General features: G+C 46.1%; 13 protein-coding genes. All 13 read right to left on the bottom strand.

Annotation, left to right across the window (positions count from 1 at the left end; translation table 11 throughout):
- Nucleotides 1–57: 57 nt before the first annotated feature.
- The gene (locus V6C21_RS08885; protein WP_479268832.1) at nucleotides 58–888 is read right to left on the bottom strand and encodes a Cof-type HAD-IIB family hydrolase; all 831 of its coding nucleotides are present in this window, start codon (nucleotides 886–888) and stop codon (nucleotides 58–60) included.
- 37 nt (nucleotides 889–925) lie between these two features.
- Nucleotides 926–1,852: an RluA family pseudouridine synthase gene (locus V6C21_RS08880; protein ID WP_479268831.1), complete on the bottom strand. Its 927-nt coding sequence runs from the start codon at nucleotides 1,850–1,852 to the stop codon at nucleotides 926–928.
- Entirely contained in the window at nucleotides 1,824–2,432 is a 609-nt protein-coding gene (lspA, locus tag V6C21_RS08875; protein ID WP_479268830.1) for a signal peptidase II, read from the bottom strand. Before lspA ends, V6C21_RS08880 begins: the two co-directional genes overlap by 29 nt.
- On the bottom strand, nucleotides 2,365–5,148 hold the full coding sequence (ileS, locus tag V6C21_RS08870) for an isoleucine--tRNA ligase (protein WP_479268829.1): 2,784 nt from the start codon (nucleotides 5,146–5,148) through the stop codon (nucleotides 2,365–2,367). Before ileS ends, lspA begins: the two co-directional genes overlap by 68 nt.
- A 68-nt stretch (nucleotides 5,149–5,216) precedes the next feature.
- Complete coding sequence (locus tag V6C21_RS08865; RefSeq protein WP_479268828.1) at nucleotides 5,217–6,122, bottom strand: DivIVA domain-containing protein; 906 nt, start codon at nucleotides 6,120–6,122, stop codon at nucleotides 5,217–5,219.
- An 11-nt stretch (nucleotides 6,123–6,133) separates the two neighbouring features.
- Complete coding sequence (locus V6C21_RS08860) at nucleotides 6,134–6,898, bottom strand: YlmH family RNA-binding protein (protein ID WP_479268827.1); 765 nt, start codon at nucleotides 6,896–6,898, stop codon at nucleotides 6,134–6,136.
- Nucleotides 6,891–7,178: a YggT family protein gene (locus V6C21_RS08855; RefSeq protein WP_034839700.1), complete on the bottom strand. Its 288-nt coding sequence runs from the start codon at nucleotides 7,176–7,178 to the stop codon at nucleotides 6,891–6,893. The genes V6C21_RS08860 and V6C21_RS08855 overlap by 8 nt, the downstream gene beginning before the upstream one ends.
- A gap of 145 nt (nucleotides 7,179–7,323) precedes the next feature.
- A complete protein-coding gene (locus V6C21_RS08850; RefSeq protein WP_034839703.1) occupies nucleotides 7,324–7,755 on the bottom strand; it encodes a cell division protein SepF in 432 nt (143 codons plus the stop codon).
- Nucleotides 7,756–7,757: 2 nt separating this feature from the next.
- Nucleotides 7,758–8,489, bottom strand: coding sequence for a YggS family pyridoxal phosphate-dependent enzyme (locus V6C21_RS08845; RefSeq protein WP_034839705.1), 732 nt, complete (start codon nucleotides 8,487–8,489; stop codon nucleotides 7,758–7,760).
- On the bottom strand, nucleotides 8,467–9,675 hold the full coding sequence (locus V6C21_RS08840) for a biotin/lipoyl attachment domain-containing protein (RefSeq protein ID WP_034839708.1): 1,209 nt from the start codon (nucleotides 9,673–9,675) through the stop codon (nucleotides 8,467–8,469). The genes V6C21_RS08845 and V6C21_RS08840 overlap by 23 nt, the downstream gene beginning before the upstream one ends.
- Before the next feature lie 17 nt (nucleotides 9,676–9,692).
- Nucleotides 9,693–9,935: an RNA chaperone Hfq gene (gene hfq / locus V6C21_RS08835; protein ID WP_034839710.1), complete on the bottom strand. Its 243-nt coding sequence runs from the start codon at nucleotides 9,933–9,935 to the stop codon at nucleotides 9,693–9,695.
- A 106-nt stretch (nucleotides 9,936–10,041) separates the two neighbouring features.
- On the bottom strand, nucleotides 10,042–10,983 hold the full coding sequence (miaA, locus tag V6C21_RS08830; RefSeq protein WP_479268826.1) for a tRNA (adenosine(37)-N6)-dimethylallyltransferase MiaA: 942 nt from the start codon (nucleotides 10,981–10,983) through the stop codon (nucleotides 10,042–10,044).
- Nucleotides 10,984–11,012: 29 nt separating this feature from the next.
- Nucleotides 11,013–12,962: a DNA mismatch repair endonuclease MutL gene (mutL, locus tag V6C21_RS08825; protein WP_479268825.1), complete on the bottom strand. Its 1,950-nt coding sequence runs from the start codon at nucleotides 12,960–12,962 to the stop codon at nucleotides 11,013–11,015.
- Nucleotides 12,963–12,998 lie beyond the last annotated feature (36 nt).

Below are 12,998 nucleotides of genomic sequence, written 5' to 3'. Positions count from 1 at the left end.
TCCTTCAATTTATACATCAATACAGAAGCAAATAATGCTCCTATAAAGACTATCTAATTACTGCTTAAATATATTACCTGATTTTTCGAGATATTCAATTACATCCGCCACCGCGCCTTCACGGCAAGAACCAGCAACAAAATCGGCGGCTTTTTTGATATCATCAGGCGCTCCCTCGACAGTTGCGCCGAAACCAGACATCTTGATAAGTGTCAAGTCATTATAAAAATCCCCGATGCCGATAGTATGCTTCTTGTCTATGTTCATAATCGACGCCAAATGTGTTATAACAGTTCCCTTTGAAATATTCTTGGGAAGCATCTCGTAGTACATCGTATTGGAAAAGACAAAATCGCAGTCAGTATAATTCAGGCTGCGGACGAAATCCTCTATTTCACGCAGTTTTGAATTATCACTTGCAAAAAGTACTTTCTGCCAGCCAAACGGCATTTCCTCTATCTTTTTCTCTTCAAAATGAATTTTCTCATTAGCCTTATGCCTGTCGGTCCATTTGTTGCTGCTGACAATATAGATTTGCTCATTCATGTATATCTCTATACCGACATCCGAAAATCGCTCTAATATCTTTTTTACGATCTCTTTTGCAGATTCTGCCAGTTTGGCGCTCCACAAAATCTTCTTTTTATCAAAATCGTATATAGTCGCGCCGTTCGACAAAATGCACGGCGAATTTACTTTCACTTTGCTTAAGTATCTGCCGGCGGATTGGGCGGAGCGGCCCGTTGCCAAAGAAAAATGCCCGCCTTTTTCTATAAACCTTTCAATAGCTTTTACATTACGCTCCGGGATTTCGAAATCTTCTGTCACAAGTGTCCTATCCATGTCAGATATCATAAGTATTCCCTCAAATGGGAGAGTTTGACTCATAAAAAGCCTCCGAAATACTCTGCAATAATGTATGATGTTATGTCCTGACTTTTTCCAAAAAATTTGTGAAGTAATCAGGCAAATCGCTTGAAAACTCCATATATTCGCCTGTTGTCGGATGAACGAAACCGATTAAGCGGGCGTGCAGGCATTGCCCGTTAAGGGCAGCCTCTTCCCTGTTCAATGATCCGCCATAAACCGGGTCGCCGGCAACAGGGTGGCCGATATATGACATATGCACCCTAATCTGGTGTGTTCTTCCCGTTTCAAGCATCAATTTCACATGTGTGTACTTATTTAGCCGTTCGATTACTTCATAATGGGTAATTGCGTTTCTTGAATACTTTGATGTAACTGCCATTTTCTTTCGGTGCGTCGGGTGCCTTCCAATAGGCGCATCGATCGTTCCTCTGTCATCTTTTAAGACCCCGCGGACAACAGCCTCATATTCGCGCCTTACACTGTGCGCCTTTATCTGAGCGGCAAGGCTCAGATGAGCGCGGTCATTTTTTGCAACAAGCAATAAGCCACTCGTGTCTTTATCTATACGATGGACGATGCCAGGCCTTACAACGCCGTTAATTCCAGAAAGGCTGCCGCCGCAATGATTGAGCAGCGCATTGACAAGCGTCCCGTCTGGATTTCCCGCGGCGGGATGAACAACCATACCTCTGGGCTTATTGACTATTATAACATCATCGTCTTCATAGACGATGTCGAGAGGGATATCCTGCGGTATTGCTTCAAGCGGCTTTGGTTCCGGAAGCACAACTTCAAGCGACTGTCCAACCTTGACCTTCTGGCTCTTTGAGCATACTTTTCCGTCAATTTTGACCATGCCAGAACTAATCAGCTTTTGAGCCGCCGACCGAGTTATGCCGGAAAGCGCGGACACAACACTGTCCGCGCGTTCCCCATCATGCTCCGGGCCTATCTCAAAACTTCTTTCGAGTGAAGATGCCACTTTTGGTTTTTCTCCTTTTGAAAACTCCCTCTTGCCATAAGAATAATATAATAAGCAAAGCTACACCGATAGTTATAAATGTATCGGCAACATTGAAAATTGCAAAATGAATGGTATGCAAATCAATGAAATCTACTACATATCCCAGCCGTATGCGGTCAATAAGATTGCCGATACCGCCCGCCAAAATCAGTACGAGAGATATATTCCATTTTACTGATTTTATGCGGTGCGATATTATGACTACAAGCACTGCAGTCAAAACAACGGCAGGAAAAACAATCAGAAGTGTGCGCTTCCCTGCAAGCATGCTAAAGGACGCGCCGGTGTTTTCAATATAGGTGAACCTGAGAAAATCTCCTATGACAGGCACCGAACCCTGCTCTGCAAGTGAATTTACCGCCCAATATTTTGTTAACTGGTCTGCTGCCACAAGCGCCAGAACAGCAATACAGTACAGAATGACGGCGATCACGTCTCTGCTGTTTTTCCGGTTCGTTCTGAAAAGTCTTTTACTTGACAATTTCTGCACAGCGAGAGCAAAGTGAGGGATGATCGTGGTCTTTGCCCACAGTTTCACTGTAGACCCAGCAGCGTGAGCATTTTTCGCCCGCCGCGTGGTCAACTGTGAGCGAAATGCCAGTTTCACCTTTGAACTTGCCCTCTCCATCCTTTTCAATATTGACTTTAGAAACAATAAAGAGAGCCGCAAGATCGCTTTGCTCGGCTTTCAGTTTTTCAAATTCTTTCTCGTCAGGTACAAAAAGCGTAACCTGAGCGTCGAGAGAACCGCCGATTATTTTTGCGGCACGCGCCTGTTCGAGCGCCATTTTTACATCATCGCGGATTTGATGCAGCCTTGTCCAGCGGTCTTTGAAATCGCTTTCATATACCCTGCCGGATACTTCAGGCATCTCGTTGAACAAAACAGAGCCCTTGTCATGGGACGCCTTGTGCGGCATATATGACCAGATTTCTTCTGACGTGAATGCCAAAATCGGCGCAATCATGCGGCACATCGCGTCAAGCACTTTATATATGACCGTCTGGGCGGCACGACGTGATTTAGAATCCGCCTTTTCTACATAAAGCCTATCCTTCAAAACATCAAGATAGAAGTTGGACATATCAACTACGCAGAAATCATGGATTGAATGATAGACAATATGGAATTCATATCTGTCATAAGCGGCCTTGACCTTCGCAATAAGCTCATCGAGCTTCATCAGCGCCCATTTATCAATCGGTAATAATTCGTCATAGGCGACTTCATCCTTATCCGGGTCGAAATCGCCGAGGTTTCCGAGGATGAAACGGGCCGTATTGCGAATCTTACGGTACGCCTCTGAGAGTTGTTTTAATATATCATTTGAGATACGGACATCTGACTGATAGTCGCTCGACGCAACCCAAAGCCTTAATATATCCGCACCGAATTTATTGATAACATCGGAAGGTGCAATGCCGTTGCCGAGTGATTTCGACATCTTGCGCCCTTCAAGGTCGATTACCATACCGTGGGTCAAAACCGACTTATACGGAGCAGTCCCCCTCCAGGCAACACTTGTCAGAAGCGATGACTGGAACCAGCCTCTGTACTGGTCGTTGCCCTCAAGGTAGAGGTCTGCAGGCCATTTCAAATCATCTCTGGTTGTAAGCACCGAGGCGTGGCTGCAGCCTGAATCAAACCAAACGTCCATGACGTCGGTTTCCTTCGTAAACTCCTCACAGCCGCACTCGCAGCGTGTGCCGGCGGGGAGTATCTGTGAGGCGTCATATTTAAACCATGCATCGCTGCCCTCTTTGCGGAAGAGTTCGATGACGGCATTGATACTCTCGCGGGTAATCAGTTCCTTGCCGCACTTTTTGCAGTAGAATATCGGGATCGGAACGCCCCAGAGGCGCTGGCGTGAAATGCACCAGTCGCTGCGGTCGCGAACCATGCCGGTTATGCGGTCTTCGCCCCATGCCGGAATCCATTTGACATCCTTTATAGCCTTAAAGGTATCTTCCTTTATATCATCGACAGAGCAGAACCACTGCTCGGTAGCACGGAAAAGCACCGGGTGTTTACAGCGCCAGCAATGCGGATATTGGTGGACAATCTTCTTAATCGCGAACAATGCGCCGGTCTTCTGCAAATGCTCGGCAATCGCTTTATTGGCTTCTTCTGTGGTAAGGCCTTCAAACTGGCCGGCTTCTTTGGTCATTCTGCCCTTTGAGTCAACAGGTACAACAATCGGAATCTGCGAATAGTTGAGGCAGACCTGATAGTCTTCGACACCATGGCCGGGCGCTGTATGGACACAGCCTGTGCCGCTATCTAAGGTTACATGGTCGCCGACGATGATAAGCGATTCGCGGTCCAAGAAGGGATGTTTCGCTGTGGCAAGTTCAAGGTCGGAGCCTTTGACTGTGCCAAGTATCTTATACTCTTCAATGCCGCCGGCCTTCATTGTCGAATCGACAAGCTCTTCCGCGACTACATAATACTCGCCGTTTGCTGAAACTACGGCATAGTCAAAGCGCGGCCCTAAGCAAATCGCCACGTTGGCAGGAAGAGTCCATGTTGTAGTTGTCCAGATTATGAAATAGGTCTTTCCGCGCTCGGCGCCGAGCTTATACAGGCAGCCTTTGTCGTCGAGCACTTCAAACTTAACATAAATAGAATCGCAGGGATCCTCAGAATACTCGATTTCAGCCTCGGCGAGGGCTGTCTCGTCGTGAGCGCACCAATAAACCGGCTTCAATCCCCTGTAGATATAGCCTTTTAAGGCCATCTCGCCGAAAACTTCAATCTGTTTTGCCTCAAACTCATGATTGAGCGTGCGATAGGGGTTTTCCCAATCGCCGATTACGCCGAGGCGCCTGAACTGTTCGGTCATAATGCCAATATGTTCAACGGCAAAGTCACGGCAGTGGCCGCGGAAATCAACCGGGTCGTCGCTGCGGCGGTCGAGCCCTACCTTATCTATGGCTTTGCGCTCGATAGGCAGGCCATGGGTATCCCAACCGGGCACATAAGGCGCTTTGAACCCTGCCATATTTTTATAGCGGTTTATAATATCCTTGAGAATCTTGTTGAGTGCTGTGCCAAGGTGAATGTCACCGTTCGCATAGGGAGGGCCGTCGTGAAGAATGAATAACGGCTTACCCTCATTCTTTTTCATCAGATTCTCATATAACCTGTCCTTTTTCCATTGTTCCAACATCTGCGGCTCACGCTGCGGGAGGCCTGCTTTCATTGGAAAACTTGTCTTTGGCAAATTTAACGTCTTGTTATAATCCTCGGGCATCTAATACTTTCGCTCCTTTATAATGCGTTTGACTTACTTTATGTGCTGTATATATAAATTAATATTTGTTACCTGCGCTTTCTGCGCCTGTCTGAGCCATCATAGCTGTCTTGGTTTATACCAAGTTGTAGGCCTTCATCTGAAAGTTCGCCGTAATCGGCATCGATGGGTTCATACTCCCCAGTTTTCTCGTTATAGCGAAGATTCAGCTTCACTTTGTTTATTGCGGGTTCTTGCTCGTCTTCTTCATTTTTGCTTTCCTCCGGCTGCTCTTCTTCCGTTTCAGGTTCCGGCACTTCCTCCGTTACCTCCGCAGCCGCTGCTTCTTGTTCGGCAGCCCTTACTTCTGCTTCTTCGGGAGCTTCAGGCTCATTTTCCGCTGAAGTCTCTTCTGTATCGTAATTCTGCTCTATTTCTGCCTCGTCCTGCACCTGCTGTTCGTCATTTTCTATTTCAGGCTGCTCCTGAGGCTCTTCTTCTATCGTCTCAATGGTTTCCGAGGGTATTTCATTGATAAGTTCAAGATGGGATCTATAAAGACGCATTACGCTGAGTTTGAATTCGGTAATTTCTCTTTTTAATGTTTCGGCTTCGCGTTTTCTCAATTCAACTTCCCTGTTAGCAGCATCAATTATCTTTTCAGCTTTCATCTCTGCGTCCCTTATAGTGAGGTCCGCACTTTCTTGTGCCTTCTTTATGGTCATATTGGCATTATTCTGCGCTTCCCGCACAATCTTACTGGCAAGCTCTTGCGCATTCAGAAGCGTATTTTTCATGCTTTCTTCCATAGATTCGTATTTTTGAAGTCTCTTCTCAGCGGCATCCAGTTTTCTCTTTAAATCTGCGATTTCGCGGTCAGTGTTGGAAAATGCCTGTGCAACCTCTGCCATAAAACTGTCGACATCAGCCGCCTTATATCCGCCGAAACCGCTCTTTTCAAAGCGCCTGTTCAACAAATCCTCGGAAACCGGCATTTATATCACTCCTACAGAAATTTTCTGGCCGCAAATGTGAGTCTCCCTTTTTTCGTCTGCGGGCCCAATTTATCAATAATAAAGCGCCCGTGCCCGCGGATGGACACAGCTGCGCCCTCATTTATTTCATATGAATTTTCATCGCGGACGACATAATTTACAAAAACTTTTCCCTCCGCGATAAGACCGGCTGAAACGGAGCGCGGACGACCTGTTAGCGCTGAAACCACACAGTCAAGCCGTTTCGAAGCAACTGTACCACTAATAAATTTAAAATTATCGGACCGCCTTGTTATATCGCCTTCGCAGATACTGCACTCAACACCGGCGGAACCGACCTTGGTCAGATTCTGAAGAATAAATGAAGCAACAGATTTGTCAACAAAAACAGTACATTCACAATCTCCGACAATAATGTCGCCGATTTTGCTGCGTACAATGCCAAGCGCCAAAATGGCGCCGAGAAAATCCCGGTGGGTAAGTTTGGCAAACCGCCATTTGATTTTTACTGCCGCGATCGGGAACTCACTTTTGATGATTTCGGAATACGGCGGGAAAACGCCCAAAAAAACACGTTCGGCTCCTTCATATCCGCCGAATGTATCACAGGTTACGCCATCATATCTCTTTTTTAACTCCGACGCAAATAACTGCGCCTGTGCCGCTTCATACGGATCGAGAAACCCTATGAACTTTGTCCGGTACCTTGATGCGCTTTCAAAGGCGTCGTTTACACGCGCTTCAAGCAGTCTGTCCTCTTGCGTTTTTTTATGCAAAGCTCAGCAACACTAAATTCAAAAAATCTCTTATTGCAAACAGCAAAAATATTGCTATAACCGGTGAAAAATCGACAGGCAGTTCACGTGTAAACTTAAACTTGTAAAGCAGGCTTCTCACAGGCGAAACAACCGGCTCGGTCATTGTATCCAAAAAGGATATGAATTTGCCGCTCTGTGAAACGGGAAACCAAGAGACGAGCGCTCGCAAGACTATTAGTGTGGTAATAAGATAAACGAGAAAGTTCAGCACCCTGACAACATTTAATAAAAAAGGCAAATTAAATTCCCTCCGTGATTACGGGCTAAAACAAATTAATTGCAGAAAAACCCGAGAAACCGCTGACTAATACTGATATAATTATTGTGCCAATTTTATACAGTAATTAATCAGCGGTTTCCCTTATCACCTTTGTCGTCAGCTATCAAAAGAAAACGCCGTTATTCTCGAGCTCGTCAAGCAAGTCCCCCATTATGTCAACATTATAGGGCGTGATGATAAACGTGCTGTTAGCAACGCGTTTAATCTGGCCATTGTTGGCATATGCGACACCACTTAAAAAGTCGACAAGTCTTCTTGACACGTCTTTATTAGTAGATTCGAGATTCAGGACAACCGTGCGCTTTTCGTTGAGATGGTCAGCAATAGAGCTTGCGTCCTCAAAACGCTCCGGTTTCACAAGAACTACCTGAAGCTGCGCTGTGGTATGGATATTTACAACCTTATTGCTGCGTTTGCTATCCTGAGCCGCAGAAGACCTTTCGTCATTTCTTGAAATAATGTCCATTTCTTCATCCTCATATTCTTCGTCGTCAGGAACAGTCAGAATATTTTTGACTTTTTCAATAAATCCCATTTTCAGTTGCCCCCTGTATAATTTCTTTTCCCGAATATTTTTGTTCCAACCCTGACCAGAGTTGCACCTTCCTCAATTGCGACATCAAAGTCGGAGGACATTCCCATTGACAGTATAGTCATATCTATATTATCCGATTTTTTTGCCATATTGTCAACAAATAGTTTTCGCATCTCGGCAAAATATGGCCTCGTATTCTCTTTATTTTCAAAAAAGGGTGGAATTGCCATAAGCCCCTTGACCCTAATATTTTTAAATTCTTTCAAAGCGTCAAGGAATTCCGGCAATTGCTGCGCGGGTATGCCTGACTTTGAAGCTTCCATGCCGATATTGATTTCTACGAGCACATCCATGACCTTGCCCACTTTCGCAGCCTGCTTATCTATTTCCTTCGCCAGACGCAGGCTGTCGAGGGACTCAATCATATCAACCTTGTCTATTATATATTTGACCTTATTGGTCTGCAAATGTCCGATGAGATGTGCTGAGCGGCCTGTCATATCAAGCTGCGGCAGCTTTTCCAAAAGCTCTTGCACACGGTTTTCTCCAAAAAGCGTTATCCCGCTCTTAAAAGCGGCATTGATTGCTTCGGCGGGAAATGTTTTTGTAACAGCCATAAGGGTTATATCATTGTAATCTCTTCCGGACCTTTCTGCAGCCGCCCGGATTTGCTTGCGCACTTCTTCGATATTTTCGGCAACATAATCAAAATTACTTGATAACCTTGCCGTCATAAATGTCATCTCCATTTTCAATTACTTCATCGTAAATCTGCAAGTAATCGCTGTCGTCTTTTATGGCTGAAACCGTATAACCCGACGAACTGAAAATAGAATCCAGCTTCTTGAAAACCACCTTGTTGCCTTTTCTGACATATACGCCTTTTACCCCGTTGACGATATGGATAAATTGGTCTGAAACCTTGATTCCGGTAAAAGTTCCGGCGATAATTTCAACAGCCTGCCGCCTTATAACCGCGAGCTGTGAAGACATGGTATTGCATTTTAAAACCATGGCTACACCGGAAGAGTCTTTGTTGATAGCCGAGACGGTTACCGGGATATTGCCCTGGGACGACATTAGAAACCTTAGTTTTAAATTGTCGCCGACATGGAAACTGTATGCAGCATCTGCATCGATTACGCAGGCTATATATGTATCGTAACCGGTAATAACCTTTCCCACCGCGTCTGCGGGTTTTTTAGGATTCGCAGCCAGAAGATTTTTGACTTCCTTGGCTGTTATCGACAGTATTTTATCGAAAGAATACATGTTCTCAAACCCGTCAACGGAGGACACAAAATAACCGGCAGCTGGGGAGGTTATCGAACCGATTTTTGGCCCGGTTGAGCTGGCCAACTGGTCGCGCTGTTTCTTTAGCTTTTCAATCTGGGCATTGAAATCGGTGACATCTCCGGTCACCAGCTGCTTTTTATTTAGCAATGAAAGCAACTCGTTTTTTCTCTCAACAGCGGTTCTTACATCTGCGCTGTCAGCCGCTCCCGAAAGTTCCAAAAATTTTTTCTTGATTTCGGAATCAAGCGCGTTGACGTCGACAAATTCGACACTTTCGGAATTGCCTGCATGGGTGTAACTTTGAATCTCTTTGTCCAATTCCTTGATCTTGCGCTGATTGCGGGCATCCTTCTCGGAGGAATAGATAGCCGCAACCTCGCCGTTTTTGGACACGCTTTCGCCGTCTTCCCTTATATAATCCAAAACTCCGCTTTGGCTTGATGTTAAAACAGTTTCGGAATGAACAACAAAACCGTCAGTCCTAATTATGTCCTCATAAGTTCCGCTTGTTACGCGCGTTGTCTTTAGCGGATTGTAAAGCGCTCTGTACGCCTGATAGCCCACATATACAATAAGTATAAGCGAAACCACAAATGTAAGAATTCTCTTGACTGTAGTATTCATCTATAACTACCAACAGGTTACTTCTGTTCGCTTTCGGAATTTTCAAGAATCGAAACCGGTTTTGCAGGGATTATCGTTGAAATAGCGTGTTTGTAAACAAGATTTTGCTTGCCGTCACTCGCGAGCACAACGGTAAAGTTGTCAAAGCCTTTGACATAGCCCTTGAACTGAAATCCATTAGTAAGATAAATCGTAACCGGAGTTTTTTCTTTTCTAACTTGGTTAAGAAAGATGTCCTGAAGGTTTAAAATTTTCTGCATAGCAAAACCCCATTTCCCCGCCTGACAGCGGCATCTCAATATTTTATTTTGAAATTGAATGATATCAAACTGGTAATTTTGGTTTTCATTTTCAGAAATTATTATATCATAAGATACCCGATTTATCTATAATTTCAAAGGCTGCTTGGCAAATTTTTTCATACGGTTCAGACGCTTCAATCCAGTTAATTTGCTTATTTCTCCTGAACCATGTAAGCTGTCTTTTTGCATAGTGCCTTGTGGCCAGTTTTATCTTTTCAGCGGCCTCAGCCATGCTTTCGCCTTTTGAGATTGCTTCCGCGATTTCCTTATACCCTATGGCCTGCATTGCCGTCGAATCCATGTCAGCGCCGTTTTCAAGCAGCGTCCTGACTTCTTTTTCAAGGCCACGTTCCATCATAAGGTCGACGCGCATTTCAACCCGGCGGTAAAGTTCGGCGCGGTCTTTAAAATTAAGCCCAATAAAGCAGGTTTTATAGATTTGAGGGCTTTGACGCGACCTTTTGCGCATTTCTGTCATTGTCTTTCCGGTGGTTTTATAGACTTCAATTGCCCTGATAATGCGTTTGATGTTATTCGGGTGAAGCGTGCTGGCGGTTTCCGGGTCAAAACTTTCAAGCATTTTAAGAAGCGCCTCGCCGCCTTTTTCTGCGGCCAGCTTTTCCAAATCAGCCCGCAGCTTGTCATCGCGCACAGTCTCGTCAAATTTGATGTTGTTGAGAAGGGAATCTATATAAAGGCCTGTGCCGCCGGCAACGACAGGAAGCTTTCCCCTACTGTGGATATCCTGAATCGCGGCATGGGCGTCTTTGACAAACTGGGCAACACTGTAATCACTCCCCACATCAAGAAAATCAATAAGATGATGAGGGACACCCCGCATTTCCGCCTTATCCGGCTTTGCGGTCCCTATATCCATGCCTTTGTAAATCTGCATTGAGTCGGCGGATACTACCTCCCCGCCGTATTTCAAAGCAATATCAATAGCAAGCTTCGTCTTTCCGGAAGCAGTCGGTCCGACGACTGCAACAAGAGGTATCAGTGACAATGTGTTTTCTCCTCGCAGAATATTAAGTTTTATCTGCCAAATTTCTTTTCTATGTCGCTTCTCGGCAGTTCAAACGCCACAGGCCTTCCATGGGGGCAGTACAGAATATCGTTGTCGCAGAGGACACGCTGGGCAAGGCTCTGCATCTCAGGCAGCGATGTCCTGTCGTGGGCTTTGACTGCCGCCCTACACGCTATGGAATGGAATATCCAGTCAAGGCGGGCAGGCATGACTTCCTTTTTATGGGCCAGCAGTTGGCCTGCAATCTCTGAAACCAAGTCCGGTATGTCCTGACCGGTGAGGTCAAGAGGCGCTTCGCGGACCAGTATTGTTGAGCCGCCGAAATCCTCGGCGACTATGCCGGCCTCGGCGAGCAAATCTAGGTTTTCGACCGCTGCCGCGTATTCGTCAGCGGGCAGGGTCACTGTTATAGGCTCAAGCAGCACCTGAGACGACGCGCGCCGCAGTTTTTTTACCTTTTCATATAAAATGCGCTCATGGGCGGCGTGTTTGTCAATTATCCAAAGGCTGTCGCCCTTCTGGGCAAGAATATATGTGCCAAAGCACTGCCCTACCACAACTACGCTTTCCTCGGCTGCCGCGCTGACCGCTGTTTCGGGCTTGGCACTGACCTGCTGGAATGACTCCTTAATAGTCCTACTTTCCTGTGTTATTATCGGCTGTTTTTCACCTGCTAAAACGCTTACAAAAGGTTTTTCCGATGTTTTAAGCTCACTGTCTGTATTAATAAATTTTATCGTTTCGCTTTGCACCGGCTCATAAGACACTCTTGCCGCGTTATAAGCGGGTGTGACTTTTTCCGGTTCATTCTGCACAGGCGTATTCTTGACGATAAGCCTTAACTGCTCGTCTTGTTGCCCGCTCTGAGCCGGCTGATTAAACGGAGCAAAACTAAAAGAAAACGTCGGCTGTGACTGCGGTTTCTTCTCCTCAAGCTCAAACTTAGGCCGCTCGTCACTCTGCGCAAGGGCGTTTTTCACCGCGTAATAAACGGTTTCAAATACTTCGCGCTCATTTGAAAACCGGACTTCGAGTTTCGCCGGATGCACGTTCACATCGACAAGGGACGGGTCAAGGATAAGGTTTAACACGCACCCCGGATATTTTCCCGCCATTATGCTGTTTTTATACGCCTCTTCAACAGCCGCCATCATTGTCTTTGACTTGACAAACCGGCCGTTTAAAAAGAAAAACTGCATGTTGCGGCTGCTTCGTGCCGCCAGCGGCTTTGTCACATAACCGCAGGTTCTTGTATGCCCGATTGTGTAATCTGTTTTAATAAGGTTCTTTGAAAAATCGCGCCCCAGCACTGAATGTATGGCAGAAATCAGCCTGTTGTCGCCCGGGGTATGCATTTCTTCCCTTCCGTCTTTAATAAATCTTATTGATATCTCCGGATGGGACAGGGCTATGCGCTGGGCCACAGCCGCGACCGCATTGCCCTCCGTTGTATCCTTCTTAAGAAATTTCATGCGCGCCGGGGTATTGTAGAAAAGTTCCCTTACTATAATCGTCGTGCCGACAGGGCAGCCCGAGTCCCCCGTCTCCACAATTTCCCCAGCCTCGAGTTTTACATGCGTTCCGGCAAGCTCCATTTTCGTCTTTGTTATAATCTCCGTTTTTGAAACTGCGGCAATGGACGCAAGTGCCTCGCCCCTGAAACCCAGCGTTCCGATGGCGTTAAGGTCGTCCGCTTTTTGAATCTTGCTGGTGGCATGGCGCAGAAAGGCCGTCGGAACATCATCCCGCATAATTCCGCAGCCGTTATCCGTTACCCTTATAAAGGTTATGCCGCCATTCTTGATTTCAAGCGTAATCATTGATGCGCCAGCGTCAATGGAATTCTCAAGCAGTTCCTTGACCGCTGACGCGGGGCGCTCGACGACTTCGCCGGCGGCGATAAGCTCCGCTACTTTTTTATCGAGGATATGTATTCGGTTTGTGCTTTCACCGCTCATTTATTTCACTCCATCAGTTTATTTTATTCGCGGATT

It is taken from the genome of [Clostridium] cellulosi, from assembly GCF_036762875.1.
In the GTDB taxonomy this organism is placed as follows: Bacteria; Bacillota; Clostridia; order Oscillospirales; family Ethanoligenentaceae; genus Ruminiclostridium_D; species Ruminiclostridium_D cellulosi.
The sequence above is the reverse complement of the archived record's forward strand: the minus strand, read 5'-3'. Positions and strand labels throughout refer to the sequence as shown.

What these genes read in the sequence shown, in the direction of transcription:
- ileS (WP_479268829.1), bottom strand. Translation starts at nt 5,148, where the DNA reads ATGCCCGAGGATTATAACAAGACGTTAAATTTGCCAAAGACAAGTTTT.
- V6C21_RS08885 (WP_479268832.1), bottom strand. Translation starts at nt 888, where the DNA reads ATGAGTCAAACTCTCCCATTTGAGGGAATACTTATGATATCTGACATG.
- V6C21_RS08845 (WP_034839705.1), bottom strand. Translation starts at nt 8,489, where the DNA reads ATGACGGCAAGGTTATCAAGTAATTTTGATTATGTTGCCGAAAATATC.
- V6C21_RS08850 (WP_034839703.1), bottom strand. Translation starts at nt 7,755, where the DNA reads ATGGGATTTATTGAAAAAGTCAAAAATATTCTGACTGTTCCTGACGAC.
- mutL (WP_479268825.1), bottom strand. Translation starts at nt 12,962, where the DNA reads ATGAGCGGTGAAAGCACAAACCGAATACATATCCTCGATAAAAAAGTA.
- hfq (WP_034839710.1), bottom strand. Translation starts at nt 9,935, where the DNA reads ATGCAGAAAATTTTAAACCTTCAGGACATCTTTCTTAACCAAGTTAGA.
- V6C21_RS08865 (WP_479268828.1), bottom strand. Translation starts at nt 6,122, where the DNA reads ATGCCGGTTTCCGAGGATTTGTTGAACAGGCGCTTTGAAAAGAGCGGT.
- V6C21_RS08840 (WP_034839708.1), bottom strand. Translation starts at nt 9,675, where the DNA reads ATGAATACTACAGTCAAGAGAATTCTTACATTTGTGGTTTCGCTTATA.